Below are 25,953 nucleotides of genomic sequence, written 5' to 3'. Positions count from 1 at the left end.
GATCAGCCATGCAACCGATCACCAGACTGCTGTGCACATTTATCCTCGCAGCAACATCGCCCCTGGTGTGGGCAAGCGATGCCACCAGCCAGGCCCGCCAGCAATGGTATGAGGGCATTGCGACTGGCTATCAGTCGCTGAAAAAAGAAACGGGCGCTTTGGCTGAACGCGCCCGGGACTACTGCCGGAATCCTGCCCCGCAAAGCCGGGAACAACTGGAAGCCGCCTGGCTGGATGCCTTCCTGGCCTGGCAGCGGGTGCGCTTTGTCGATTTCGGACCGGTCGAAAACAACAATCTTTCCTGGCAGTTCCAGTTCTGGCCCGACCCGAAGAATCTGGTCGCGCGGAAAGCAGCTTACCTGACCGGCGACGAGGAACCGATCACTCCGCAGGTGATCAGCCAATCCGGCGTGGCCGTTCAGGGCTTCCCGATGATTGAATACCTGCTGTTCGATCAGACATTTAATACCGGGGATAACAAACTGCCCGCCCCCCGGACCTGCGAACTGCTGACCGGCGTGGCTGCCCACGTAGAGAGCAACGGCGACGAATTAATGACCCGATGGCAGGGCTTCAGGCCTCACTACTTGAAGAGCGAACAGTACTTCGACACTACCGTCCGCGCTGGGATGGCCGCACTGGAGATCCTCGAGGAGCGCCGACTGGCCCAACCAATGGGTCTGCGCGGGAATGGAAAGCGCAATCCCTACATCACGGACGCCTGGCGCAGCGGCGAAACACTGAAGACCATAGAGGCCACAGTCGATGGCCTGGACCAGTTCTTTTTGCCAGGGCTCACGACAGCGCTTGAAGGCAACGAAGAGAAGCACCTTGCTGAGCGCATTCGTAATCAGTTCAACGAAGTTCAGCAAAACTTTCCTGGTGCCTATCTTCCCATGGCAACGGCGCTCGACGAAGAAGACCAATTCCGGGTCCTTCAGGGCCTCTACGTGGACGTTTCGCAGTTGACCATTTTGGTGAATGACCAGGCCGCGGTTGCTCTCAACGTCGTAAGAGGCTTCAACTCGAGCGATGGCGACTGAGGAGGCGGCTGTTCCTATGCGTTTGCACCGGCGGACCCTTCTCAAAGCATCCGTTGGCGGTGGTATTGCACTCGCCCTGACCGGCTGTTCAATGCTTCCGCGAAAAGCCTCGGGCGAACCAGACCACTATGCCGGCGCCATCGGCTTACCGGATGGCAGCTTTGGCGTCAGCGCGTTCGATCGCACCGGTAACGTCCTCTGGCAAACGCCGGTTCAAACACGCTGCCACAGCGGGTGCAACCGGCCTGCCAGGGGCGAAACCCTTTTCTTTGATCGTCGCCCCGGATGGTCGTTTTATGTGTTCGATACAACGACCGGAGCTTTCAAACACCGCATAGACGCGGCAGCCGGCGAGCACTTCGTCGGCCACGGTGTTTTTTCCCTGGATGGCCGCTGGCTATACGTAACCGCCAGCCGGTACGAACAGGGCGAAGGCATTATTGCGGTATACGACGCGGAAAAGGAGTACCAGCGAACCGATACCTTCGATCTTAACGGCATTGGTCCCCACGAGCTGACCATGCACCCGGACGGCGAAACCCTGGTGATCGGACTCGGGGGTATCCTGACCCACCCGGACTACGACCGTATAAAGCTGAATCTGGATACCATGGATCCTGCCCTGCTTCTGATGAATCGTCATTCCGGCAAAATCGTTGGCCGTTTCAAGCCGCCCCATCATCAGCAAAGTGCCCGCCATGTAAGCGTCAGCGGGAGTGGCCGAGTGTACGTGGCCTTTCAATATCAGGGACCGCAGTACGAAACGCCGCCCCTATTGGCGCGCCTTGAACAGGGAACACTGCGGGAATACCGATTCGATGCGGACACCCAGAAAGCTATGGCCAACTACATAGCCAGTGTCGTTGCCCATCCAGAGAACGAACTTGTTGCTGCTGCCTCACCTGTTGGTGGCACAGCCATTATCTTCAGGGGCAGTACCGGTGAACTGGTGAACCGCGCCTCCATCGCCGATTGCGCCGGTGTCCAGGCCCTTGCCGGGGGCGACTTCCTGATCTCCTCCGGCCAGGGCAAGCTGGTTCGGATGGGCGCTACCACACCGGCCAGGGAACTGGCAGATCTTCCTGTTTACTGGGATCACCATCTGGTCTGATTAGTGGCAACCACCGTACTCCGGACTTAAGGATGCCGGTCCACACTGGTATCCTTCTGACTCATTTTCCGGAGGACAGCGGTTTGCCCGAGAGCAGAAAGGACACCATCGACCAGCTTTACAGCCTGATTGCCAACGAAGAAGACGCACGGGTCTGCAAAGACATTCCGGAGGAAGCCTGTCGCGAGGTGCCCCGAAATTTCTTCCTGATTCTCGCCAGCAACGTACTGACCAAGCTGGGCGATCTCCTCATCAGCCCCAAAACCGTCCTGGCCTGGCTGATGAGTGCCATAGGTGCTCCTGCGCTGGTGGCATGGCTGGTTCCGATCCGCGAATCCGGCTCTCTCGTTCCACAAATGGTCATCGCAGCCTGGGTGCGCCGCAAACCCGTTCGCAAGTGGTTTTGGACCCTCGGAAGTTTCGGCCAGGCCGCCAGTGTGGTGGCCATGGCGGCGAGCATCTGGTTTTTCGAGGGCTATGTCGCAGGTTCCGGGATCATAGCCGCCCTCATTGTGTTTTCCCTGGCCCGAGGATTCTGCTCGGTATCCATGAAAGATGTTCAGGGCAAATGCATTCCGAAAACCCGCCGGGGGAGACTTGGCGGACTGGCCTCTACCATTGGCGGCACGGCCACCGTTGTGCTGACCGCCCTCCTGTTCTGGGAACGCGGCGACCCGACCATTGCCTTCTATACCGTGCTACTACTTCTGGCCGGTGTTCTCTGGGTCATTGCCGGGTTCCTGTTTGCCGGAGTGGAAGAGTATGAAGGTGAAACCGGAGGTGGCGGTAACGCCATCACCGAAGCGTTCCAAAGCCTTTCCCTGCTCCGCGATGATGCACCGTTCAGACACTTCGTGATCACCCGGGCGCTTTTACTGTGCTCGGCCCTGGCGTCGCCCTACTTCGTGGTGCTTGCACAGAAGGAGTCCGACATTGGCTGGATGCTGGGCATCTTCCTGTTGGCCAGCAGTCTGGCCAGTTCCCTCAGTGCCAGCTTCTGGGGCTGGGCCGCGGACACCTCAAGCCGTAGAGTCATGATACTTGGTGCTGCCATGGCCAGCGGAGTGTGTCTGCTCGTCGGCTTTACCGCGCTGTTTATCGGGACGGAAATCGGCAGTGTATGGTTCTACCCGGTCGCCTTTTTCGTTCTGAGCATAGCCCACGCCGGCGTCAGGCTGGGGCGCAAAACCTATCTGGTGGATATGGCAGGCGGCAACAAACGCACCGATTACACGGCGGTGAGCAACACGGTCATTGGTGTTCTTCTGCTGGTTACCGGCGGCCTGACCGCCCTCGTATCGATGATCTCAGAGGTAGCAGTGATTATTGTTCTGGGTCTGATGGGGCTGGCAGGGATGTTCAGCGCAATCCGCCTGAAGGAAGTCACCGAAGACTGATCAAGGGCGCCCTCCTCAGGAGGGTGCCTTGCCATCGTTCAGAGCCAGAGCGCCTTTGACGATCCGGTAGATGATCCAGATAGAAATACCAAGGAGAATGAACCAGCCGATAATAATCGGCGTGGTCACAATGCCAATCACCGTCCAGAGCAGGCCAATCCAGAAGGTGCGGATCTGCCAGCGGAAGTGCTGCTCCACCCAGGTATTGCGAACGTCGTCCAGCTTCACGTAATTGATAATTACACCCACCAGACCGGTAATGCCTCCCACGAAGAAAGACAGTGCCTGAAGGATGTAGACCACCACCGCCAGGTTACGCGCCGGGTCACTGCGGCGGGAAGCGGGATCCGTGTCGGCAGGTATAAACTCCGGTTCAGCCAAGACAACTCTCCTATTGATTGGACAATTGGAGTCTAGCACAGCCTCTAGAGTCGATAATCCCGACCCGGTCAGTGATTATCCGGACGGTAGCCCAGGCGGAAACCGCCCCAATGCTTGCCATTCACATAGATCGGCACCGAGAGATCATGCATGATTTCGCCAGTATCCCGTCGATAGGTCTGCAACAGCATGTTCTCGGTGTGCTGACCACAGCGGATACCCGTGCGATCGTTGAACAGCCGCTTGCTTCGGCTTTTAACCAGATCCACCTTCGGATCTCCGGTTGGTGCGTGTGCGAAATCCCGGTTGTGGGTCGGTACATACCCGTCTGGCGCAGCCGCTATGGCAAAGACAATGGCCTCATGGGCGTTCTTCACCTGTTCCTGAATGGCCGGCAGGTACTGATCAGTAAACTTGTCAAAGCTGCTGGAGTATTTCGGCGGATGCGTGTTCGGGATGGGAGTCCGCGTCTTGTCGAACAGAGCGCTTTCCGAAAGCTTGCCATCCCGTATGGCCTGCTCGAACATCTGGCCAATCTGGTCAGCGCCGGCTTTTGCCTGATCGAAAAAGGGCCGGTGATAACTTGCTTCGCTGTTCAAGGCGAATGAAGCATTGGCTTTTTCTGCCAGTTCCATCAGCGTCGCAGCCTGCTCTGCCAGTGAAGAAACGCTGGTATCACTCTCCGAGATCTGGTCACGCACCGTTTCAATGGCGGAGAACACCTGGGCCAGACTCTGCTCGTTGTTCTGGTCGATCTCGGCAATTCGGGCTACTTGCTGCTGAACCCGGTCCGACTGGGAACTGATCTGGTCCAATCGCTCGCCCACGCTCTCAACCGAGGCGAGTCCTTCCTCGATGCTGCGGGCAAGGTCTTCAATGCGAGACACGATCAACGTGGTATCGGACCGTATTTCTTCCAGCGTTTCAGCCACTTCCCCCGTCGCCTGGGCTGTTCGGCCCGCCAGTTGGCGCACTTCGTCGGCAACCACCGCGAAACCGCGCCCCTGATCACCTGCCCTGGCGGCCTCGATGGCCGCATTGAGAGCAAGCAGGTTGGTCTGTTCAGCGATCCCCTGGATTGTGGTGGTTACGCCCTGGATCTTGTTGGATTTCTCGTTCAGCTCCTGGATCAGGCGCAGATTTTCCCCGGACTGCTGATGCACTGCCCTGACGCTGTCGATGGCGGAGACAAGGGCCTCACGCCCCTCGGTGCTGACCTGTTTGTTCTGCAAAGCCATAGTGGCCGCATCCGTGGCCTGTTCTGAGGACTCCCGGACCGTCTCGGTAATCTGGCCTGCGTAATCGGCCATTTGAGCGGTTTCTTCTACCTGACGATCGAGCCGGAGCTTCAGTTGATCAGCGGCAAAAGAAACCTGGGCCGCCGATATTGCGTTCCTATCGGCGCTTCCAGACAGGGTTTCCACCAACGCGCGTCCGGCCCTGGCATCGGCAAGCAGTTGGTGACACTGCGCATGCAGCGGATGATTGTCAGACAGGGTACCGTCATTGAGAGCCTTGAGGCCCCGTTCAGTTGGCTCCAACACCCGGACAATGAGGAAACCGCCAGCGGCCGCAAGGCCGACGACGAGCCCGATCAAAGTGGACGCAGGTTCCAGACCTAACAAAGGCGCCACCACTGCACAGACGACCGCAAGAACAACGGCAACCGCCAACCCCCATAGAATTGAAGCCCGATCCAGTAAGCCCATAGAAACCTCTTCTTTTTCGTTGCTTCTGCAAACATTTTGTTATTAAAGGCCATTGTGGAGACTAAAGAATTGACATGAGTTTATAACTCATACTTTAGTGTATTTAATATACATATCGGCGGGGAATAGCATTTCTGAAACAAAAAACCGCAAACCCGACTTACTCTGTTACCGAGCAGCCGGGTTTGCGGTGTTCAGATTATTACTTCAATGTTGGCTCAGGCGCCAATCACGCCTCCATCGTCCTTGGTGACGATGACGGTTGCGTCACGGGGGCGCGGATCACTGGAATCTGGCCAGTTGCCATCGGGGTGCTGGATGTTGACGAACATGGTCTTCACATCAGGAGTGGAGACAACGCCGGTAACCTCACAACCTACGGGACCGACGAAGAAGCGCTTGATTTCGCGGGTCTCGGGGTTGGCAGCCAGCATCATGTTGTTCTGGTAGGGCGCTGCATCGGAGCCATCGGTCTGGATCCAGAGGCGACCGTTGTAGTCGAACCACAGGCCATCCGGGCTGTTGAAGATGTTGTCGTCAGTCAGGGATACGATCACCTCGTCATCCACCACGGTTTCCGTACCCTGCTCACCCGCAAAGACGAAGATGTCCCAATCGAAGCTGGTGGCAGTATGGTCATTGCCTTCTTCACTCCAGCGGATGATATGACCGGTGCGGTTGTTGGCGTTCGGGTTAGCCGCGTTAACCTGCTCTTCCGTCCGGCGGGAGTTGTTGGTCAGCGTGAAATATACCTGGCCCGAATTCGGGTCGACAGCCCCCCACTCCGGGCGGTCCATCGGGGTTGCACCGGCGATATCGGCGGCCAGACGGGTGTTCAGAAGAACGTCTGCCTGGTTTTCGAAACCGTCAAACTGGACATCACCCACCTGAGTGCCCTCGGCTGCAGCAACCTTGGCTACAAAGTCCGCGTCGTCGAGATCCAGTGACAACCAGTCGCCGGAGCCGTCGTCATTGAACCGGGCTACGTACAGAGTACCTTCATCCAACAGATATCCACCGGCGGTGGCGGCGTAGTAGGGCTTCGACGATACGAACTTGTAGATGTACTCAAAACGGGAGTCATCGCCGGAATAGCAAACCACCGGCTCGCCTTCCTTGGCCGGTGCGAAGATGACGCCCTCGTGACCGAAACGGCCCAACGCAGTGCGTTTTTGCGGCTTGCTTTCAGGAGTAAACGGATCGATCTCGACCATATAGCCGTAGGTGTTGGCCTCGTTGCGATAGTCATCCGCAGCGGTTGCGCCGATCGTGCTCACGTTGAATCGAACGTACTGGTCCGCGGCGCTATCCGCCAGTTCCCAATCATATCGGCTGGAACTGCCTACACCATGGCGGGTCTGCTCACGTGGCTGCGTGGCATCGCCATTGGCGAAGTAGCCGTGCCAGTTTTCTTCTGCAGCGAGGTAAGTTCCCCAGGGCGTCGGACCCATCGCACAGTTGTTGAGAGTGCCGCGGGTCTCGGTGGCATCCGGGCTGTACTTGGTGATCAGCTTGCTGTAGCCACGAACCGGGCCACGGATATCCATTTCGGTGTTACCGGTAATACGACGGTTGAACGGGCTGCCAAACACGATGTCCCACTTGCCATTGGTGTCGCGTTTAATGTGAACGACAGAAACACCGTGTGCTGCGATTTCCTTGCGCACTTCGTCCGCAGGGCGCATATCGTTTACATAGGTTGCGCCGTTGGCATGCAGAGCGCCCTGGTTGATGTACTCGTGGTTCATCACGAGCAGACCTTCACTGGAGCTGTTGCCGCCCGCTTTCAGATCGATGGGGAAGAAATGCACACCGTCATGGTGCATACCCATCTGCTGTTCCTGCTCGGCGCCGGTATTGGTGCCATCCGGCTTGTAGGCAGGGTAAGACCCTGTGATGGGCGTGCCCCAAGGCAGGAACGCTTCGGAAGAGTAGCCCTCAGGAACCACCACTTCGTTAGCCGTTGAGGTAGGTACCGCCCTGAAGCCGATATCGGTGCTGGAAACATTGCTGCTGGTGGTGCCGTCGTTGCTGTCGCTGCCACAACCTGCCAGGCCCAGGCCCATCACACTGGCAAGGGCAGCTCCAACGCTGCCTTTCATCAGGGTGCGGCGCTGCATGCGCGCGGCCAGGACCTGGTGGAAGGGGGTGTTTTCAGTGTGGTTGACTACCGGCTCGTAGTTGGGATCCAGGTAATTGGGATCAAGGTCGTGCTTAGCCATGTTATTGCCTCTCTCAAAGAACAGCGGGTCAATGTTGTTGAGAGGCCAGTTTCGGCGGGAAATATGACAGTAAGCGGAAGTTAAAAAGACAAATTCGTTAACATTAGTTTACAAGCGCTCGAACCGGGGGACCGACCGCTCCGTGCAATCTGTTGCGGCGGAGCGGTCAGTCTGTTCAGTTACTGCTGGGTAGCTTCTTCATAGCCTTCTTCCATAGCGTCGCCAGCTTCTTCGGCTGCGTCGCCCATGGCTTCGCCGGCTTCCTCTGCACCTTCCTGCAACTCGCCCATGGCACTTTCATCCTGGCCGGTGGCTTCTTCCAGGGTTTCCTCGGTGGAATCCGCCGCATCTTCCATCATTTCTCCGGCGTTATCTGCTGCCTGCTCGACATCCACGCCTTCGTTGTCTTCCGAGCTGCAGGCAGCCAGGCCAAGTGTCAGCACCATCAAAAGCGCACTCAGTGTGAGCTTGTTCATACCATATCCCTCTGTTGGTAAGTATTTACAACGGAGCACAGGGTACGGCGTGAACTCTGACAAACACAATTACCGGCCGATTACCCTTTCGTTAACCGGCGCTGTCGGAGAGCACCTGGCCATTAATGGTAATCACATGATCAAACGGAAGCATGGTTCCCCGCCCGAGCAGAAGAAAATCCTGCCCGGCACGACTGAAAAGATCGCGAATGACATCGTGGACAAGACATACCTGGCCGGCGCTGTCGCGGTAGACCACCTCGGTAAGCCTGCCGGTAGACAGGTATTCGCGAAGCATCCCCTGGACAGAGTATGAAGCAGTGGCAGACGAAGAGTTTGGCATGGCTGATTCTTCCTTGTGATCCAGCTCTTGTTGTCTATGTCAGTCTGGCCCAGAAACGGGGTTTGTGCCAAAGAAAAGCCATTTGTCATTTCGAGCCAAGGTTTGGTCTGAATCTGGACGCCCGTTGCATTGTTAGATTGTCCGACATAAATTTCAGGTACGCGCACCGAACGGGAGAAAACAATGAACGCCAAAACCCCAGACAATCTGCAATCACATCAGGTCTCATCGCCTGTCGAAAAGGAAGCCACTGGCAACTGGAAAGACCCGAAACGCTACATGTGGCTGCTCGGCCCTGCCCTGCCGGGAATCGGACTGGCCGCCCTGACCGGCTATGCCCTGGCTCCGAAGAAGCTGAAAGCCCTTGCCTGGACTGGCCCGGCGCTGGTGCACGGAATCATTCCCGCCCTGGACCGCGCTATTGGTGAAGATCAGAGCAACCCTCCGGAATCAGCGGTGAAGACACTGGAGCAGGACAAGTACTACGACCGGATTGTGAAGGCGTTTATTCCCACCCAGTACGCCATGACCTTTATGGGCGCCTGGCTTGCCAGCCGCAAAAGCACGCCGCTGGACGACAAGATAGGGCTGACGCTGACGGTCGGTGCCATCAATGGCGTGGGCATCAACACGGCCCATGAACTTGGCCACAAATCCAACAAACTGAACAAGTTGCTGGCGATGGCAGCCCTGGCCCCCACAGGCTACACCCACTTTGTTGTTGAGCATAACTTCGGCCACCACAAACGTGTGGCAACGCCCGAAGATCCGGCCAGCAGCCGTATGGGTGAGAGTTTCTGGAAGTTCCTGCCGCGTACGGTGCTGGGAGGTATCAAGTCTTCCATCAAGATCGAAAAGGCGAGGCTTGCCCGCAAAGGCAAGGGTTTCTGGAGCCTGGACAACGAACTGCTTCAGGGCTGGGTCATGAGTGCCGGGTTCTTTGGCGCGACAACGTTGGTTTGTGGCCCGAGAGCGGTTCCGTTCCTCGCAGCGCAAGCGGTATACGGTGCCAGCCTGCTGGAAAGCGTGAACTATATTGAGCACTATGGCCTGCTGCGCCAGAAGGACAAGAACGGCAAATATGAGCGCACCCAACCGGAGCACAGCTGGAACAGCAATCACATCGTGACCAACCTGTTCCTGTATCAGTTGCAGCGGCATTCAGACCATCACGCCCACCCCCAGCGCAGCTTCCAGGCCCTGCGGCATTTCGAGAAGGCACCCCAGCTACCCGGCGGTTACGCCTCGATGCTGCTTCCGGCGTACCTGCCGCAGTGGTGGTATGAAACCATGGATAAGCGGGTGATTGATCACTACGAGGGGGATCTGAGCAAAATCAACTGGGACCCGGATCGGAAAGAGGAGTTGATAGCCAAGTATACGGAATACGCTGCGGAAGTGGCGGCAGAAGCTAAGGCCCGTCGCGAATCCAGGAAATCCGAGGCCGCCTGAATTCTTCTTGCGCTTTAGGCCAGGCCCCAGCCTTCGGGGTCTGGTGCATGCAGCCAACCGGGGGATTCCTTCCGGGAGACGCCGTGAACCCATCCATGGGGGCTTGATCGCAGCATCCCTGCTGCTCACACTCCCGGAAGGAATCCCCCGGTTCGCTGCCCACAGTTCTGATGACTTCGCGAGCTTTTTTATAGCTTCCTAAAGCCCGTGTTTCTCGAGGAAATTTAGAAGTCACTTGCCTTTAAAAACAGCTTCGCGCCGTTCCAGGAAAGACTGGATTCCCTCTTTGACATCTTCACTGGCCATTACCGGCTGCAGATCCGGGAACAAACGCTGCTTCGCAGCCTCCTGCCCTTCGCAGACGGCAATTTTTGACGATTTCAGACTGCCCTGGACACCGAGGGGGGCGGCCTTGGCAATCTTTTCAGCGATTTCCAACGCGACGTTGAACTGTTCGCCCGGTTCCACCAATTCCTGGATCAACCCCCATTGATAGGCCTGATCGGCAGTCCACTCATCGCCGGTCAGCAGGTATCGCTGGGCATTACCCCAACCGATTTCCCGTTGCAGGCGGATGGTGGCGCCGCCGCAGGCAAAGATGCCGCGCTTTACTTCCAGCTGGGCAAAGCGGGTGCCTTTAGCGGCGACGCGCACGTCCGTGTTTAACATCATCTCAACGCCGCAAGTAAAGCAAATACCCTGGGCAGCAAAGACGACAGGTTTGCTGAGTGCCTCACCGGTGATGTGGAACGGATCAAGTTCACCTTCGCCCGGCTCAATACCTTTGCCGTTGGCAAAGACACCGGCCCAGTCGTCCAGTTGCAGCCCGCTGGTGAAGTGGTCGCCCTCGGCGTACATTAAGCCGACCCGAAGCTCCGGGTCATTTTCCAGCTGGTAATAGGCGGCCGCGATCTGGTGGTACATCTCGCGGTTCATGGCGTTCATTTTTTCAGGGCGGTTAAGACCAATCAGGAGTATGTGGTTTTTCTTTTCAACGTTTACCAAAGCCATCAGAACCACTCCGACTTCATGTTCAGGCACGTATCGTCCTGATTGCGCAGCAGTACCAGATCCTGGGCCACGGTGGGCAGTTCCCAGTGGAAGAAATACTGGGCCGCCTGCAGCTTGCCCTGGTAGAAGTTGCGCTCGTCATCTGTGTTCGCGGAGCCCAGGGCGTGGGCTGCTGCGTTGGCCTGACGTAGCCACATCCAGGCAACAATAATGTGCCCGAACAGGTGCAGGTAGCAGGACGCGTTGGCCAGGGTTTTATCGGGGTCGCCTTCCATCAGTGACTTACCCAGGCTTTGGGTAACCTTCACCGCCTGCTGCAGGGTTTCACTCAGAGACAAGGCCCACTGCTGGCACCGATCGGTGGTAGCCGCCTGCAGGTCCACCTGCATTTCCTGCATCAGTAATTGCAGACCATGGCTCTGATCCTGCCAGATCTTCCGGCCCAGCAGGTCGAGGGCCTGGATGCCGTTGGTGCCCTCATGAATCGGGTTCAGTCGGTTATCGCGCCAGCATTGCTCCACCGGATATTCGCGGGTATAGCCCGCACCACCGTAGACCTGGATGGCCAGGTCGTTGGCCTTGGGGCCGTATTCAGACGGCCAGGCTTTGATCACCGGGGTGAGCAGGTCCAGAAGTTTGCCGGCTTCCTGGCGTTTCTGTTCGTCCGGGTGGGTGTGCTGGTCATCCATCAACCGGGCGCCATAGAGACACAGGGCCAGACCACCCTCACTGTAGGCTTTCTGGGCAAGCAGCATGCGCCTTACATCGGCGTGATCAATGATCGGAACCTGCGGGCTTTCCGGATTCTTCTCAATGGCCTTGCGGCCCTGAAGTCGATCTTTGGCGTATTCGAGGCTGTGCATGTAACCGCGATAACCGATTACGGCAGCACCAAAACCAACACCAACCCGCGCTTCGTTCATCATCTGGAACATGTATTTCAAACCCTGATGGGGTTCGCCAACCAGGTAACCGTGGCACGGGGCATCGTCACCGAAGCTCAGTGCCGTTGAGGTGGTACCGCGGTAGCCCAGTTTGTGGATCAAACCGGCCAGGCTTACACCGTTGCGCTCGGTGGGGTTACCTTCGTCATCCACCAGGAACTTGGGCACGATGAACAGGGAGATGCCCTTCACGCCCGCAGGCGCACCTTTGATTTTGGCCAGCACCATGTGAACGATGTTGTCGGTGATGGACTGCTCTCCCCCTGAGATGTAGATCTTGGCACCCTTGATCAGATAGTGCCCTTCGTCGGTGGGCGACGCGGATGTCCGGATATCTGCCAGGGAAGAGCCGGCGTGGGGCTCGGTCAGGGCCATGGTTCCGCTGAACCGGCCACTGAGCATGTTCGGCAGGAAGGTATTTTTCTGCTTTTCGTTGCCGAAGACACGGATGAGGTTGGCGGCAGCCGTGGTAAGGAAGGGGTAGCCGGCGGTGCCCGGGTTGGCGGCGGTGAAGAAGCCGTTGCAGGCGGCCATGACGGATTCCGGCAACTGCATGCCGCCCAGTTCATAGTCGTAACGTCCGGCGATGAAGCCAGCCTGGGCGTAGGCGTCGAAGGCTTCTTTTACCTGCGGAAGCATCTCGACCTGGCCGTTGACGAATTTCGGCTCGTCTTTGTCGGCGGCGCTGTTGTGGGTGGCGAATTTCTCCCGGGCCATTTTGTCGGCGGTTTCGATGACGGCATCGAAGGTGTCGCGGTTGTGTTCGCTGAAGCGCTCGCGGGTGGTGAGGTTCTCGGTATCGAGAACTTCGTACAGCTGGAACGCCAGGTCGCGGCGGTCGATCAGGGTGTCGGTCATGCTTGGTCTCCTGTTTGTTGTCGACAGCCTCTCACAACTGGTTTTTTCTGGGAACCGGCGTTTATGACATAATTATGGTCAATATTGCCACAACCTGATCACCTGTCGCTGATTCATTGCTGACCGACCGGCTCTGAGGTGGGGAAGTCTGGCCGGGACACGCCGTGAATACATCCATGTAGGCTTGACTGCAGCATCCATGCTGCAGACAGTCCCGGCCAGACTTCCCCACCCCAGAGCCTACCTTGGAGGATGCATGCGAACCGTTTCTGTTATCGGTTTTGACGGGGCACTTGCCAGTGCCATCACTGGCATTATTGATCTATTCCGTCTTGCCGGCGTTACCTGGGCGCGGATTCACGATGAAACGCCGGCACCCCAATTCACAACCCGACTTCTCACGAAGGACGGAGCGCCTTGCCGCTGCATAAACGGGCTGACCATTCAGCCAGACGGAGCCTGGAACGAATTGCTTCCGGGGGGCGACGACAGTGATTTGGTGGTGATACCGACAATTGGCGGTCCAATTGATGTTGTGCTGGCAGGGAATCCGGAGCTCATTGAGTGGCTCGGCGCCTTTCGGGCGTCAGACGCCGGGCAGGTCCGGGTAGCCAGTAACTGTACCGGGGCGTTCATGCTGGCCGAGGCGGGGCTGTTGGATGGTCGGCAAGCGACGACACATTGGGGGTTCAGCCATCAGTTTCGGCAACGTTTCCCGGCGGTGAACCTGCAGCCGGACAAGCTCGTTACGGTGGACGGCGACGTTGCCTGTGCCGGGGGCGGGATGGCCTGGTGGGATCTGGGGATCTATCTGGTGGAAAGGTACGCGGGGGCACAAGTCGCAAGGGAGCTGGCGAAGGCGTTTGTGATTGATGCAGGGCGGACCAGTCAAGCGCCCTACAGTGCACTCCAGGCCCGGCGCTACCATTCCGATGCTGCCATTCTAAAGCTTCAGGACTGGCTGGATAGCCATTACAGTGAACCCGTCACCCTCCACCGCATGGCTTCTTTGGGCGGACTCACCGAGCGCTCCCTGATTCGCCGGTTCAAGACAGCCACCGGCGATACGCCTACAGGGTACCTGCAGCTTCTTCGGATTGAGGTGGCACGTCAGCATTTGGAGAAATCGCGGTTACCGATTGATGAAATCACGCAATTGGTAGGCTATGAGGACGTGAGCTCGTTCACTCGTCTGTTCCGCAAACATACCGGGCTATCCCCGGGTGCTTACCGGTCCCGCTTTGTCAGGTAATGTTGCCCCCCGACTGGCCCGGGTTATGCATCGGTTTTCAGCGAAGGCCAACATCCGGTCTTGAACGTAAAGAATACCGACAGGTGTCACTATGGGGAGGCCCGCCATGAACGCACCGATCAGACAAAGCCAGGCAGATATTTTGAGCAAGCTGTACGACATGAAACGAAAGCAGATCGAGCAGGCGATGCAGCAGGGAAACAGCCTTCGGTGTCAGGTACTTGAAGCAGAAGCCGAAGCAATTTCCAATGCACTGAAAGCCGCCCGTTAAACCTCACATCCCCGTTTATCCGGAGCCATACTTCTTCAGACGACGGCTCCAGCGCTGCTTCGCATACCGGCGGAGGTTAGAGACATTGTCGGTTTCATCCATGATTTCCGTGCCCAAAAGTGTCTCCAATATGTCCTCCAGCGTCACTATCCCCAACCAGGTCCCCAGTTCGTCATAGACCACGGCCAGGTGTTGCCGTTCTCTCAGCATGTCCGAGAACAGGAATTCAATGTTGGTATTGCCTTTCACGCGCTTGATCTTGCGCATGTGCTCCAGGAGGTCGACGTCGGCATCGAGGTTGATCAGATCGGCCCGGTGCAGGTAGCCAAGTGCCTCCCCGTCTTCGTCTATCACCGGATAACGGGAGAAGGGTGATTTTCTGACCTGGTCGCGGAATTGTTCGTAGGTAACGTCCGGATCGACGTATTTGCAAACCGTCCGCGGTGTCATGACCGAACTGACCTTGATTTCGTGGAAGCGCAGAACGTTGTGAATCATCCGCCGCTCATCTTCGTCCAGCGCCTGTTGGTCTTTTCCTATTTCTGCCAGGGCGCTGATCTCGGCGCGGATGTCCGTATCTGCCTCACCCGAGGCAATGCGCCGAGTGACCTGTTTGGACAACCAGATGAACGGCAACAGCGCCTTGATCATGAAGCCCAGAATGGCAGGCAATCGAGGAGCGATGCCCCGCCAATACTTTGCCCCGATGGTTTTGGGAATGATTTCCGAGAAAATCAGGATGGCGAGGGTCATCACGGCAGAGGCGATACCGAGCCAGGCCTCACCAAAGACCACAGTGACCTGGGCGCCGACACCGGTGGCGCCGACGGTGTGGGCAACGGTGTTCAGTGTAAGGATTGCAGACAGGGGGTCGTCCACATCGTCTTTGAGTTTGCGCAACCTGGAAAACAGCTGCGGTTTCTCTTTTTTCAATGAGGCGATGTAGCTCGGCGTCACCGACAGCAACGCCGCTTCGAGAATGGAACACAAGAAGGAGAAGCCTATCGAAAGCACTGCGAAGGCAATAAGTAATGTCATAGTTTGGCTGCGACTTCCGTTCCCTGCCGGATGGCCCGTTTTGCGTCGAGTTCTTCGGCAACGTCTGCGCCGCCGATAAGATGTGCGTTAACCCCAGAGTCCGACAACTGATCGAAAAGTTCCCGGAACGGCTCCTGACCGGCGCAAATTATCACATTATCCACCGGCAGCACCCGGCTTTCCGTCACCTTGCCCTCTTTATCGGTGACGGAAACATGCAGTCCCTGGTCGTCGATGCGCTCATAGCGACACCCACGAAGCATTTCCACTTCGCGATGCTTCAGGCTGCTGCGGTGCACCCAGCCCGAGGTCTTGCCCAGGCCCCCACCGACCTTGCCGGTTTTTCGCTGCATCAGATAAATTTTGCGGGGCGAGGGGGTCGGTTGACGTTCCGCCAGGCCGCCGGGGCCATCAAAATCGGGATTAACGCCCCACTCCGCCTGCCAGTCGGCAACGCTGACCTGCTCGCCTTCGGGATGATGGCTGAAATCATGGGTCAGGAATTCGCTGACATCGAAACCGATGCCGCCGGCGCCGATAACCGCCACATTCTTGCCAACGGGTTTGTTATGGCGAAGTACATCGAGGTAGCCGAGCACCTTGGGATGATCAATGCCGTCAATGGACGGAGTTCTCGGCTTCACACCGGTGGCGATCACGACATCGTCGAAACCCTGCGCCTTAAGTGACTCAGCATCCACACGAGTGCCGAGTTTGAGGTCAACCTCAAGCAGCTCGATCTGGCGCTGGAAATAGCGAAGGGTTTCATAAAATTCTTCCTTGCCCGGGATGCGCTTGGCGTAGTTGAACTGGCCACCAATCTGGTCATCCGCTTCGAACAGCGTCACTTTGTGGCCGCGTTTCGCGGCTGTTGTTGCTGCGGCCAAACCGGCAGGTCCGGCACCTACCACGGCGACCCGGCGCGCAACAGGCGCTACCGTCAATACCAGCTCGGTTTCGTGACAGGCTCGGGGGTTCACCAGGCAGGAAGCCCGCTTGGCCTGGAAGGCATGGTCCAGACAGGCCTGGTTACAGGCAATGCACGTGTTGATTTCATCACTGCGCCCCTGCTCGGCCTTGCGCACAAACTCGCTGTCCGCCAACAGAGGCCGGGCCATGGACACCATATCCGCCTTGCCGGCCGCCAGAATCTCCTCCCCTTTCTCCGGGGTGTTGATTCGGTTGGTGGTGCACACCGGGATATCCACTTCGCCATAGAACTTGGCGGTGACATCGGCGAAGCCGCCACGGGGCACAGAAGTAACAATGGTGGGCACCCTCGCTTCGTGCCAGCCAATACCGGTGTTAATAATAGTGGCACCTGCCTGCTCGATGGCTTTGCCCAGGGTTACGATCTGATCCCAGGTCTGGCCGCCCTCAACGAGGTCCAGCATGGACAACCGATAGATAATGATGAAATCCGGCCCCACGGCTTTGCGCATCCGGCGAACAATTTCCACTGGCAGGCGCATGCGGTTTTCGTAAGGGCCGCCCCACTTGTCTGTCCGCTTGTTTGTCCGTTCGCACAAAAACTGGTTAATGAAATAGCCCTCGGAGCCCATCACCTCAACGCCGTCATAACCGGCAAACTTGGCAAGTTTCGCGGCACCGACAAAATCGTTGATCTGCCGCTCAACGCCCTTCGTGGACAGGGCGCGTGCCTTGAATGGGCTGATTGGCGCTTTGGTGGCCGACGCCGAAACAATAAGTGGCTGGTACCCGTAGCGACCGGCGTGCAGGATTTGCATGCAGATCTTTCCGCCCGCCTCATGAACCGCGCCCGTCACATGGCGATGCAGCAAAGCCGTGGCCCGGTTGTTCATGGTTGAAGCAAGTGGAGCCAACTGCCCGACCAGATTGGGCGAAAAGCCACCCGTTACCATGAGCCCGACGCCACCTTCGGCTCGCTCAGCGAAATAGCGGGCAAGCTTGTGAATGTTCCAGAACCGATCTTCAAGGCCCGTATGCATGGACCCCATCAGCACCCGGTTCTTCAGTTCGGTGAAGCCGAGGTCCAGCGGTTTCAGAAGGTTGGGATAGCTATCGGTCATGGGACTCTCTCATAAAATATTTATCGGGAGTATACACTTGATCAATGGCAAGTTGACTTGACCTTCCAGATGGGCCACGTATCATCGGCAAACAAGTTTGACTGACGGAGCAACCATGACCGCAAGGTCCTTCGGCTGCACAAGAGTTACCCGCCCACCTGTTACCGCTGACATCGCGCGGCACCGGGGACGTTTACCGTACTTTCCGGATCCGCCTCGTCTCAGCTGATCCACGCCACCCCCTGTGCCGTAATGGCATCTTTGCCCAATGTGCAGGGTGGCCGGCCTGAGACTAGACTCTGGCAAACATGCCTTCAATACTCACGTAAAAGAAAACCAATAACGAGGTTGCGATGTCGCTACCGCTGGTTGTTTTACTGCCTTTTCTGGGTGCCATAGCCGCACCCCTGTTCGCCCAGGGCGGCAGAACGGCGATAGCCGTTGCATCTTCAGTACCCGCACTGATCGCTCTGGCAGCCCTCTTCCCACACTGGGAAACCCTTGCTGACGGCGGCGTGGTTCTGCACAGCTACGAATGGCTCCCTGCCCTGGGCCTCTCATTCAGTTTCCGGCTGGATGGACTATCGCTGCTGTTCGCCCTGCTGATCCTGATTATCGGGCTGCTGATCATTCTTTACTCTCGCTATTACCTAAAAGCTCACGAGAACGTCGGCAAGTTCTACGCCCTTCTGCTCTGCTTCAAGGGTTCGATGTTGGGCATCGTGCTTTCCAGCAACCTGTTGCTGATGATGATCTTCTGGGAACTGACCAGTCTGACCTCGTTCCTGTTGATCAGCTTCTGGACACACAAGCAGGACGCCCGTCGCGGTGCCCGGATGGCCCTTGCGGTCACTGGTGGCGGTGGCCTCGCGCTACTGGCCGGCATACTGATCATTGGCAATATCGTCGGCAGCTTCGAACTCGATGATGTGCTGGCAGCCGGTGACCAGATCAAGGCCCATGCCATGTACCCGGTCGCCCTGACACTGGTTCTGCTGGGCGCGTTCACCAAATCGGCCCAATTTCCGTTCCATTTTTGGCTACCCCATGCCATGCAGGCGCCTACCCCGGTATCGGCCTACCTGCACTCTGCCACAATGGTGAAAGCCGGCATCTTCCTGATGGCCCGGCTTTATCCGGCGCTGGCAGGCACCGAGCAATGGTTTTACATGGTCAGCTTTACCGGCATGGCCACCCTGCTCATTGGCGCCTATGTCGCCATGTTCAAGCATGACCTCAAAGGCCTGCTGGCCCATTCAACGGTCAGCCACCTGGGCTTGATCACGCTGCTGTTCGGCATGGGCACGCAGCTTGCTGCAGTGGCGGCGGTTTTTCATGTGATTAACCACGCTACCTTTAAGGCCTCCCTGTTTATGGCCGCCGGTATCATCGATCATGAAACCGGTACCCGGGACATGCGGCGCATCAACGGGCTGTGGCGTTATATGCCACACACCGCCACCCTGGCCATGGTCGCGGCGTCATCCATGGCCGGTGTTCCGCTGCTGAACGGCTTCCTGAGCAAGGAAATGTTCTTTGCCGAATCCCTGGAACTTAACCTCCCGGGACTCATAGCCTGGCTACCCCCGATTGTTGCGACCCTGGCCGGGATTTTCGCGGTGGCGTATTCAGCGCGTTTTGTCCACGATGTGTTCTTCAATGGTAAACCGGTGGATCTTCCGATCTACCCACCCCATGAACCACCGCGCTATATGAAATTCCCGGTGGAGATCCTGGTGTTTGCGTGCATCATGGTAGGCGTGTTCCCGGCGGTGTCTGTCGGTCCGCTACTCTATATTGCCGCGTCGGCCACGCTTGGCGGTGATGTGCCGGATTACACCCTTTCTGTCTACCATGGATTCAACCTTCCGTTGCTCATGAGTTTCGTCGCCTTCTTTGGTGGCCTGCTCATGTACAGTCAGCGTCAGCGTTTCTTCGACTTCCACGCCCGATTCAAGGAAATTGACGAAAAGGCTGTTTTCGAAGCGGTGGTCCTGCGAGTTGTCGATCTGGCCAACAGATTTACCACGCGTATCGAGAACGGTTCCCTTCAACGATACGCATTGCTGCTTTTCGTCAGTGTTATTGCCGTTGCCGCAGCGCCACTTCTTGATTTAGGGATTTTCGTCGGGCAGAACGGATTGAGTCCGATCGATGCACCTACGACGATTGCTGCTGGCATCCTGATTCTTTGCGCCCTGGCAACCGCTACTCTGCACCGGCAGCGTTTTTATGCACTGGTTCTACTTAGCGTGGTGGGCCTGATTGTGGCCCTGGCCTTCGCCCGATTCTCGGCGCCGGATCTCGCCATGACCCAGCTGTCTGTCGAGGTTGTGACCATCGTTCTTCTGATGCTCGCACTTTTCTACATGCCGTCCTGGACGCCAATAGAAACACCAATGAAACGGCGTTTGCGGGACATGGTTATCGCAGGAGCTGCAGGTATCGGTATGACGCTGGTCACGCTCGCCATGCTGACCCAGCCATTCAGTTCAATTTCTGAATTTTTCCTGGAGAACAGCAAAACCGGCGGCGGTGGCACCAACGTGGTCAACGTAATTCTGGTGGACTTCCGTGGCTTCGATACCCTCGGGGAAATCGCCGTGTTGGCTATTGCCGCCCTGGGCATTTACGCCATGCTCAAAAACACAGCCCTGACACCACCCCCAAGTGATGGCGAGGGGCACGCGTGGACCCGGGATGCCTATCCGCTGATGCTTCGCCAGATTGCGCGCCCGATGTTACCACTGGCTCTGATGGTATCGGTGTTCATTTTCCTGCGAGGCCACAACCTGCCTGGCGGGGGCTTCATCGCCGGCCTGATCACCTCGGTGGCGCTCATTCTCCAGTACATTGCCAGCGGCATGATCTGGACCCAGGACCGGATTCCATTCCGTTATCACAATGTAATTGGTCTGGGCCTTCTGTTCGCAACGATTGCTGGCGTCGGAAGTTTTGCCTTCGGCTACCCATTCCTGACGTCCACGTTCGGCTACATAACCTGGCCTGTAGTAGGAAAATTCGAGGTTGCTTCCGCCCTGGTTTTTGACCTCGGCGTCTATCTGACGGTTATCGGAGCCACTCTGCTTGCGCTGGTGAGTATTGGACGGCTGTCGCCCCACTCGGCTATCAAGAGTAAAAAGGAGGGTGCGTAATGGAGCTCGTTTTCGCACTGGTTATTGGCGCCCTGACGGCATCCGGCGTTTATCTGATTCTGCGGTCACGCACCTTCCCCGTGGTGGTCGGTCTGACCATGCTTTCCTACGGCGTGAACCTGTTCCTGTTTTCCAGTGGTCGCCTGGCGACGGGCCAGCAGCCAGTGCTCGGCACTGCAGCTACCCACTCAGACCCACTGCCACAGGCGCTGGTACTGACGGCTATCGTGATTGGCTTCGCCATGACGGCATTCGTTGTGGTGTTGTCGCTGCGAAACCTGGCAGACAACGATGACGATCATGTTGATGGCAAGCAGCCCTACAAATCTCCTGCTCCGGAAGAAGAAGAGGAGGTAACCGGTAAATGAACCATTGGCTTACCGCTCCTGTTCTTATTCCGCTGCTTGGTGGCATTCTTCAGGCTTTCATGGGCTATGCGCCTATCAGTCTGCGCCGCACCCTGGCGCTGGCAACAACTGTGTTGATCCTGGTCTCAGCGATCGTGCTTCTGGTGTTGGCAGACGATGGCAGCTATCGGATCTATGCGTTCGGCAACTGGCAGCCGCCCTTCGGGATTGTTCTGGTACTGGATCGCCTCGCTGCGCTGATGCTGGTGATGACAGCCGTGCTGGCCCTGTTTTGCCATATCTATGCCATTGGCGGCGCCGATGAAGGAAACCGCCAGTTCCACGCCTTGTTCCTGTTCCAGATCATGGGCCTGAACATTGCCTTCCTCACCGGTGACCTATTTAACCTTTTCGTTGCCTTCGAGGTGTTACTCATTGCCTCCTACGGCTTGCTGATGCACGGCGGGGGAACCGTCAGAACCGTCCCCGGCCTGCACTACGTGGTCCTGAATCTCGCCGGTTCCGCCATTTTCCTCATCAGTGTCGGGATGATCTACAGTGTCACCGGCACCCTGAACATGGCCGATCTGGCAGTAAAAATTCCCCAGGTCTCGGGCGAGGACGTGAATATCGTCAAGGCTGGAGGGATGATGCTTCTCGTCGTCTTCGGCCTGAAAGCAGCCATTCTGCCCCTGTGCTTCTGGCTACCCAGGGCCTACTCAAAAGCCACGGCTCCGGTCGCCGCATTGTTTGCAGTCATGACCAAGGTTGGAATTTATGCGATTTTGCGCGTGTATTTGCTGATTTTCGGTGACGACGCCGGCGAGTTGGCAAACCTGGGTATGGACTGGCTGTTCCCGATTGCCCTGGCCACACTCGCCATGGGCGTTGTTGGAGCACTGGGTTCTGGCAGCCTGAAAACCCTGGTCGCATGGCAGGTCATCATTTCCGTGGGCACATTACTGGCTCCGATATCGCTCGGCTCCGAAGCCGGGCTGTCCGCTGCCCTCTTCTATCTGCTGAGCACAACCTGGACGGTTGGTGGCCTGTTCCTCGTCTCGGAACTGGTGGCCAACCAGCGAGGTTCTGCTCAGGATCGCATCGTTACGGCCCCCAGAATGCAGAATCGTACCTTCCTGAGCGTGCTGTTCCTGGTCGGAGCCGTTGCCGCGGCAGGGCTACCACCACTGAGTGGATTCTTTGGCAAGTTGCTGATTCTGCAATCCGTTCAGTCGGGAACTGAAATGGCCTGGCTATGGTCTGTACTGCTTATTGGCAGCTTCCTGACCGTTATCGCGTACAGTCGTGCGGGCAGTATTGTTTTCTGGCGGACTGTGGATGGCCATCTGGAAAAGCCTGACCCCCTCAACGGCCGGATTTCCGTCGCAGCCGGCGCCCTGACTGCCCTGGCGGTTGCGATAGTGGTCCTGGCAGGGCCAATAACACGCTACACCGATGAGACGGCGGCCCAACTCTTTAACAACGATGCCTATATCAACATCTTGCAGACCCCCGTGGTCGGGGAGGATGACTGATGCTTGATCGATTGAGTTTTCCGCAACCGTGGTTGAGCCTGATCCTTTTTACGACCTGGCAGTTGCTGAGTGATGGCGTGTCCGGAGCCAGCGTTGTGATGGGGATCATTCTCGCCTGGCTGATCCCCCAAATCACCCAGGGATTCTGGCCTGAGCGACCGGCATTTATTAAATCCTGGAAGATGCCTGCCTATCTGGCCATCGTGTTGAAAGACATTGTGGTGGCCAGTTTCTCTGTGGCACGTCTGATTCTGAGCCCGCGTCAGCCAAGACCGATCTTCGTCTGTTACCCGCTTCAGCTTGAGCATCCGCTGGCCATTTCAATTCTCGCCAGCACAATTTCCCTGACGCCGGGCACCGTATCTGCCGATGTCAGTGATGACCAGAAAACATTGCTGATCCATACTCTGGATGCCGGCAGCGATCAGGAGGTCATTGACGCCATTCACAAGCGCTATGAGAAGCCACTGATGGAGATGTTCCAATGATGACAGCCGCTCTCTACATCACGATCGCCATGGTGACTCTGGCCGCGTTGCTCAACGTCTACCGGCTGATCAAGGGACCCGATGCTCCAGATCGTGTTCTGGCACTGGACACGCTTTACATCAACGCCATCGCTCTGATCATCCTCCTCGGCATCACCCTGGGTACGCGCATGTACCTGGAAGCAGCTCTGCTGATCGCGGTAATGGGCTTTGTCGGGACCGTTGCCATGGCCAAGTATCTCAAGCGAGGCAGTGTCATTGAATAGTCCCGATTTCTATCCTTCACCTGCAGGAGAAATGTCACGATGAGCCTGATTGCGGAATACCTCATATCAGCGCTGCTGCTACTGGGTGGCGCTTTTACACTGATAGGCGCCATAGGTCTTGCAAGACTTCCGGATTTCTTCACCCGCCTGCATGGCCCAACAAAAGCCACAACAGTGGGCGTTGGCGCGATCATGCTGAGCTCCGTGTTTTATTTCAGTGCCAATGGCGCAGGAATCGGTATCTCAGAAATCCTTATCACTGTATTTCTGCTGATGACCGCCCCGGTAAGTGCAAACATTCTGGCCAAGGCAGCGATGCATATCGGCGTCAAAACCATGGAAAATACCGAGGGTAACCCCTGGGACCAGTGAAAACCCTGATCGAGCATCCTGATCAGCATTTTGTCATTGGAGTTCAAGAAAATTGCCGTATAGTAGGCTCCCAAACTTATTCGAGGAGCCCAGCACATGCTGAAAGTAAATGAATATTTCGACGGCAAGGCAAAATCCATCGCCTTCCAGACCTCCACCCTGCCTGCCACGGTCGGCGTCATCAGCCCGGGCGAGTATGAATTTGGCACCAGCAAGAAAGAAACCATGACCGTCATCAGTGGCGCTCTGACCGTCCTGCTGCCGGGCATGGACGAGTGGATGACCTATGGTGCGGGCGAAAGCTTCGATGTCGCGGGCCAGGCCAGTTTCAAGGCCAAGACCGATATCGATACAGCCTATCTTTGCACCTACGAGTAAGTGCGCACCTGCCTGTGATTCGACACCTCTGAGTGTCGCGTCAGCGCTGACGGACGTGTCCGCAGAGCGAAACGGAATTTGCATCTAAGCCACCGTTCGCTCTGCATTTTTTCACTGTTACCGGTTCCTGTTTCAGCCAAACTGTGTCAGATTTATTCCTGTTTCTCGCGATAACACCAACAACTGGGAAAGAGGAAACAGGTAATGGCACAGACCCGCATTCTGCCCCCGGCTGAAAACGCCTACGAGTACCCGCTGCTGATCAAACGACTCCTGCTGTCCGGCCCCAGGTATAACCCGGACCAGGAAATTGTCTACTCCAACCGCAGCAAGTACACATACACAGATCTGGTTGAGCGCATCCACCGCCTGGCCAACGCACTGACCGATGCCGGCGTGAAGCCTGGTGATACCGTTGCAGTGATGGACTGGGATACGCCCCGGTACCTCGAGTGTTTCTTTGCCATTCCGATGATTGGGGCGATTCTGCACACGGTCAACATCCGGCTGTCTCCGGATCAGATTGTCTACACCATGAACCACGCCGAAGACGATGTGGTGCTGGTACACGACGACTTCCTCCCGATCATTGACGCTGTCAAGGGCGAGATCAAAACGGTCAAGACCTGGATTCAGCTCACCGACGACGATGCCGCGAAACAGGCACCGGTTGAAACCATCGGCGAATACGAGAACCTCCTGGCGAAGGCCAATGATAAGTTCGACTTCCCCGATTTCGACGAAAACAGTGTCGCAACCACGTTCTACACTACCGGTACCACAGGCAATCCGAAGGGCGTTTACTTCAGCCACCGCCAGCTGGTACTACATACACTGGCCATGACCGGCACCGTAGCGTCGTTTGATGAGATGCCGCTGATGCGCTCCTCGTCGGTTTACATGCCGGTCACCCCGATGTTCCACGTGCACGCCTGGGGTGTTCCCTATGCCGCCACCATGATGGGCATCAAGCAGGTTTACCCCGGTCGCTACGAGCCGGAGTTGCTGGTCGACCTTATCAAAGAGCATAAAGTCACCTTCTCCCACTGCGTGCCCACCATCATGCAGATGATGATGGCCACAGAGTCCATCAAGACCGCCGATTTGAGCAACTGGCACGTGCTGATCGGCGGCAGCGCGCTGACTAAAGGTCTGTGCGATGCCGGGGCCAAGCTTGGCATCAAGATGTTCACCGCCTACGGCATGTCCGAGACCTGCCCGCTGCTGTGCGCTTCCCACCTGAAACCGGAAGACCTGGAGTTGCCTCTTGAGCAGCAAACCGCAAAACGCGTGAAGACCGGTATTGCAACGCCAATGGTTGAACTGGAAATCGTGGATCCTGAGGGCAACCCGGTACCCCACGACGGCGAGGCGAAGGGTGAAATCGTGGCACGCGCCCCCTGGTTGACCCAGGGCTACTTCAAAGAGCCCGAGAAAGGCGAACAGCTCTGGGAAGGCGGCTGGCTCCACACCGGCGATGTTGCTTCCATGGAGCCCGACAACACCATCACCATCAAGGATCGCATCAAGGATGTGATCAAGACCGGTGGTGAGTGGCTGTCGTCACTGGACCTTGAAAACCTGATCAGCCAGCATCCGGCCGTCGCCGGCGCTGCCGTGGTGGGTGTGCCCGATGAAAAATGGGGCGAGCGTCCTCACGCTCTGGTTACCCTCAAGCAAGGTGAACAGGCCAGTGTCGAGGATATCCAGAACCACCTGAAGCAGTTTGTGGAGAGTGGCGAGATCAATAAATGGGCAATCCCCGAGCATATCGATTTCGTCGAGGATATCCCGAAAACCAGTGTTGGCAAGATCAACAAGAAGCTGATTCGGGATCAGTTGCAGTAAACCGG

Annotated in this window: 23 protein-coding genes; 14 read left to right on the top strand and 9 right to left on the bottom strand. The window is 57.1% G+C overall.

Features of this window, described 5'->3' with window-relative positions; genetic code table 11:
* The first annotated feature begins 8 nt into the window (after window positions 1–8).
* The 3 genes from WA411_RS10720 to WA411_RS10710 all read left to right on the top strand — a co-directional run bounded on the left by WA411_RS10720 (window position 9) and on the right by WA411_RS10710 (window position 3,551).
* A complete protein-coding gene (locus WA411_RS10720; RefSeq protein ID WP_291906066.1) occupies window positions 9–1,043 on the top strand; it encodes an imelysin family protein in 1,035 nt (344 codons plus the stop codon).
* 16 nt (window positions 1,044–1,059) lie between these two features.
* Window positions 1,060–2,154, top strand: coding sequence for a DUF1513 domain-containing protein (locus tag WA411_RS10715; RefSeq protein WP_291906068.1), 1,095 nt, complete (start codon window positions 1,060–1,062; stop codon window positions 2,152–2,154).
* Between the two features lie 83 nt (window positions 2,155–2,237).
* On the top strand, window positions 2,238–3,551 hold the full coding sequence (locus WA411_RS10710) for an MFS transporter (protein WP_291906672.1): 1,314 nt from the start codon (window positions 2,238–2,240) through the stop codon (window positions 3,549–3,551).
* A 15-nt stretch (window positions 3,552–3,566) separates the two neighbouring features.
* On the opposite strand, the gene WA411_RS10705 is transcribed toward WA411_RS10710, so the two are convergent.
* The 5 genes from WA411_RS10705 to WA411_RS10685 all read right to left on the bottom strand — a co-directional run bounded on the left by WA411_RS10705 (window position 3,567) and on the right by WA411_RS10685 (window position 8,682).
* The gene (locus WA411_RS10705) at window positions 3,567–3,932 is read right to left on the bottom strand and encodes a DUF4870 family protein (protein WP_069182968.1); all 366 of its coding nucleotides are present in this window, start codon (window positions 3,930–3,932) and stop codon (window positions 3,567–3,569) included.
* A gap of 68 nt (window positions 3,933–4,000) precedes the next feature.
* Complete coding sequence (locus WA411_RS10700) at window positions 4,001–5,641, bottom strand: methyl-accepting chemotaxis protein (RefSeq protein WP_069182967.1); 1,641 nt, start codon at window positions 5,639–5,641, stop codon at window positions 4,001–4,003.
* A gap of 218 nt (window positions 5,642–5,859) precedes the next feature.
* Entirely contained in the window at window positions 5,860–7,863 is a 2,004-nt protein-coding gene (locus tag WA411_RS10695) for a PhoX family protein (protein WP_291906070.1), read from the bottom strand.
* 179 nt (window positions 7,864–8,042) lie between these two features.
* Window positions 8,043–8,339: a hypothetical protein gene (locus WA411_RS10690; protein WP_291906072.1), complete on the bottom strand. Its 297-nt coding sequence runs from the start codon at window positions 8,337–8,339 to the stop codon at window positions 8,043–8,045.
* A 91-nt stretch (window positions 8,340–8,430) separates the two neighbouring features.
* Window positions 8,431–8,682 (bottom strand): hypothetical protein, encoded by a 252-nt coding sequence (locus WA411_RS10685; protein ID WP_069182964.1) that lies wholly within the window; start codon window positions 8,680–8,682, stop codon window positions 8,431–8,433.
* A 183-nt stretch (window positions 8,683–8,865) separates the two neighbouring features.
* Here WA411_RS10685 and WA411_RS10680 point away from each other — a divergent pair, with 183 nt between their 5' ends.
* Window positions 8,866–10,134, top strand: coding sequence for an alkane 1-monooxygenase (locus tag WA411_RS10680; RefSeq protein ID WP_291906074.1), 1,269 nt, complete (start codon window positions 8,866–8,868; stop codon window positions 10,132–10,134).
* Between the two features lie 231 nt (window positions 10,135–10,365).
* On the opposite strand, the gene WA411_RS10675 is transcribed toward WA411_RS10680, so the two are convergent.
* Window positions 10,366–11,145, bottom strand: a complete 780-nt coding sequence (locus tag WA411_RS10675; protein ID WP_291911242.1) for a crotonase/enoyl-CoA hydratase family protein — start codon at window positions 11,143–11,145, stop codon at window positions 10,366–10,368.
* The gene (locus tag WA411_RS10670) at window positions 11,145–12,947 is read right to left on the bottom strand and encodes an acyl-CoA dehydrogenase (protein WP_291906078.1); all 1,803 of its coding nucleotides are present in this window, start codon (window positions 12,945–12,947) and stop codon (window positions 11,145–11,147) included. The genes WA411_RS10675 and WA411_RS10670 overlap by 1 nt, the downstream gene beginning before the upstream one ends.
* A gap of 256 nt (window positions 12,948–13,203) precedes the next feature.
* Here WA411_RS10670 and WA411_RS10665 point away from each other — a divergent pair, with 256 nt between their 5' ends.
* On the top strand, window positions 13,204–14,199 hold the full coding sequence (locus tag WA411_RS10665; protein WP_291906081.1) for a GlxA family transcriptional regulator: 996 nt from the start codon (window positions 13,204–13,206) through the stop codon (window positions 14,197–14,199).
* A 106-nt stretch (window positions 14,200–14,305) separates the two neighbouring features.
* On the top strand, window positions 14,306–14,470 hold the full coding sequence (locus WA411_RS10660) for a hypothetical protein (protein ID WP_167352690.1): 165 nt from the start codon (window positions 14,306–14,308) through the stop codon (window positions 14,468–14,470).
* A gap of 15 nt (window positions 14,471–14,485) precedes the next feature.
* Here WA411_RS10660 and WA411_RS10655 read toward each other — a convergent pair whose 3' ends face one another.
* Together WA411_RS10655 and WA411_RS10650 are read right to left on the bottom strand one after the other, a co-directional pair.
* Window positions 14,486–15,508 (bottom strand): CNNM domain-containing protein, encoded by a 1,023-nt coding sequence (locus tag WA411_RS10655; RefSeq protein ID WP_069182959.1) that lies wholly within the window; start codon window positions 15,506–15,508, stop codon window positions 14,486–14,488.
* Entirely contained in the window at window positions 15,505–17,559 is a 2,055-nt protein-coding gene (locus WA411_RS10650; RefSeq protein ID WP_291906083.1) for an NADPH-dependent 2,4-dienoyl-CoA reductase, read from the bottom strand. The genes WA411_RS10655 and WA411_RS10650 overlap by 4 nt, the downstream gene beginning before the upstream one ends.
* A 353-nt stretch (window positions 17,560–17,912) precedes the next feature.
* Here WA411_RS10650 and WA411_RS10645 point away from each other — a divergent pair, with 353 nt between their 5' ends.
* The 8 genes from WA411_RS10645 to WA411_RS10610 all read left to right on the top strand — a co-directional run bounded on the left by WA411_RS10645 (window position 17,913) and on the right by WA411_RS10610 (window position 25,948).
* The gene (locus WA411_RS10645) at window positions 17,913–20,714 is read left to right on the top strand and encodes a monovalent cation/H+ antiporter subunit A (protein WP_291906085.1); all 2,802 of its coding nucleotides are present in this window, start codon (window positions 17,913–17,915) and stop codon (window positions 20,712–20,714) included.
* A complete protein-coding gene (locus WA411_RS10640) occupies window positions 20,714–21,082 on the top strand; it encodes a Na+/H+ antiporter subunit C (RefSeq protein ID WP_069182956.1) in 369 nt (122 codons plus the stop codon). Before WA411_RS10645 ends, WA411_RS10640 begins: the two co-directional genes overlap by 1 nt.
* A complete protein-coding gene (locus tag WA411_RS10635; protein WP_291906088.1) occupies window positions 21,079–22,596 on the top strand; it encodes a monovalent cation/H+ antiporter subunit D in 1,518 nt (505 codons plus the stop codon). Before WA411_RS10640 ends, WA411_RS10635 begins: the two co-directional genes overlap by 4 nt.
* Complete coding sequence (locus tag WA411_RS10630; RefSeq protein ID WP_069182954.1) at window positions 22,596–23,084, top strand: Na+/H+ antiporter subunit E; 489 nt, start codon at window positions 22,596–22,598, stop codon at window positions 23,082–23,084. Before WA411_RS10635 ends, WA411_RS10630 begins: the two co-directional genes overlap by 1 nt.
* Window positions 23,081–23,350: a K+/H+ antiporter subunit F gene (locus WA411_RS10625; protein WP_069182953.1), complete on the top strand. Its 270-nt coding sequence runs from the start codon at window positions 23,081–23,083 to the stop codon at window positions 23,348–23,350. Before WA411_RS10630 ends, WA411_RS10625 begins: the two co-directional genes overlap by 4 nt.
* A 39-nt stretch (window positions 23,351–23,389) precedes the next feature.
* A complete protein-coding gene (locus tag WA411_RS10620; RefSeq protein ID WP_222465039.1) occupies window positions 23,390–23,722 on the top strand; it encodes a Na+/H+ antiporter subunit G in 333 nt (110 codons plus the stop codon).
* Between the two features lie 96 nt (window positions 23,723–23,818).
* Complete coding sequence (gene ppnP, locus WA411_RS10615) at window positions 23,819–24,100, top strand: pyrimidine/purine nucleoside phosphorylase (protein ID WP_069182951.1); 282 nt, start codon at window positions 23,819–23,821, stop codon at window positions 24,098–24,100.
* Between the two features lie 204 nt (window positions 24,101–24,304).
* Entirely contained in the window at window positions 24,305–25,948 is a 1,644-nt protein-coding gene (locus tag WA411_RS10610; protein ID WP_069182950.1) for a fatty acid--CoA ligase, read from the top strand.
* Window positions 25,949–25,953: the final 5 nt, after the last annotated feature.

It is taken from the genome of Marinobacter sp. CH_CUG1437-1, assembly GCF_037029655.1.
Taxonomy (GTDB): domain Bacteria; phylum Pseudomonadota; class Gammaproteobacteria; order Pseudomonadales; family Oleiphilaceae; genus Marinobacter; species Marinobacter salsuginis.
This window is presented reverse-complemented; position numbering and strand designations above follow the sequence as displayed.

Excerpts from the sequence above, each read along its gene's own strand:
- WA411_RS10690 (WP_291906072.1), bottom strand. The coding sequence starts at position 8,339 with ATGAACAAGCTCACACTGAGTGCGCTTTTGATGGTGCTGACACTTGGC.
- WA411_RS10635 (WP_291906088.1), top strand. The coding sequence starts at position 21,079 with ATGAACCATTGGCTTACCGCTCCTGTTCTTATTCCGCTGCTTGGTGGC.
- WA411_RS10660 (WP_167352690.1), top strand. The coding sequence starts at position 14,306 with ATGAACGCACCGATCAGACAAAGCCAGGCAGATATTTTGAGCAAGCTG.
- WA411_RS10720 (WP_291906066.1), top strand. The coding sequence starts at position 9 with ATGCAACCGATCACCAGACTGCTGTGCACATTTATCCTCGCAGCAACA.
- WA411_RS10665 (WP_291906081.1), top strand. The coding sequence starts at position 13,204 with ATGCGAACCGTTTCTGTTATCGGTTTTGACGGGGCACTTGCCAGTGCC.
- WA411_RS10620 (WP_222465039.1), top strand. The coding sequence starts at position 23,390 with ATGAGCCTGATTGCGGAATACCTCATATCAGCGCTGCTGCTACTGGGT.
- WA411_RS10625 (WP_069182953.1), top strand. The coding sequence starts at position 23,081 with ATGATGACAGCCGCTCTCTACATCACGATCGCCATGGTGACTCTGGCC.
- WA411_RS10685 (WP_069182964.1), bottom strand. The coding sequence starts at position 8,682 with ATGCCAAACTCTTCGTCTGCCACTGCTTCATACTCTGTCCAGGGGATG.
- WA411_RS10680 (WP_291906074.1), top strand. The coding sequence starts at position 8,866 with ATGAACGCCAAAACCCCAGACAATCTGCAATCACATCAGGTCTCATCG.
- ppnP (WP_069182951.1), top strand. The coding sequence starts at position 23,819 with ATGCTGAAAGTAAATGAATATTTCGACGGCAAGGCAAAATCCATCGCC.
- WA411_RS10695 (WP_291906070.1), bottom strand. The coding sequence starts at position 7,863 with ATGGCTAAGCACGACCTTGATCCCAATTACCTGGATCCCAACTACGAG.
- WA411_RS10610 (WP_069182950.1), top strand. The coding sequence starts at position 24,305 with ATGGCACAGACCCGCATTCTGCCCCCGGCTGAAAACGCCTACGAGTAC.
- WA411_RS10670 (WP_291906078.1), bottom strand. The coding sequence starts at position 12,947 with ATGACCGACACCCTGATCGACCGCCGCGACCTGGCGTTCCAGCTGTAC.
- WA411_RS10645 (WP_291906085.1), top strand. The coding sequence starts at position 17,913 with ATGTCGCTACCGCTGGTTGTTTTACTGCCTTTTCTGGGTGCCATAGCC.
- WA411_RS10630 (WP_069182954.1), top strand. The coding sequence starts at position 22,596 with ATGCTTGATCGATTGAGTTTTCCGCAACCGTGGTTGAGCCTGATCCTT.
- WA411_RS10640 (WP_069182956.1), top strand. The coding sequence starts at position 20,714 with ATGGAGCTCGTTTTCGCACTGGTTATTGGCGCCCTGACGGCATCCGGC.
- WA411_RS10700 (WP_069182967.1), bottom strand. The coding sequence starts at position 5,641 with ATGGGCTTACTGGATCGGGCTTCAATTCTATGGGGGTTGGCGGTTGCC.
- WA411_RS10715 (WP_291906068.1), top strand. The coding sequence starts at position 1,060 with ATGCGTTTGCACCGGCGGACCCTTCTCAAAGCATCCGTTGGCGGTGGT.
- WA411_RS10655 (WP_069182959.1), bottom strand. The coding sequence starts at position 15,508 with ATGACATTACTTATTGCCTTCGCAGTGCTTTCGATAGGCTTCTCCTTC.
- WA411_RS10650 (WP_291906083.1), bottom strand. The coding sequence starts at position 17,559 with ATGACCGATAGCTATCCCAACCTTCTGAAACCGCTGGACCTCGGCTTC.
- WA411_RS10675 (WP_291911242.1), bottom strand. The coding sequence starts at position 11,145 with ATGGCTTTGGTAAACGTTGAAAAGAAAAACCACATACTCCTGATTGGT.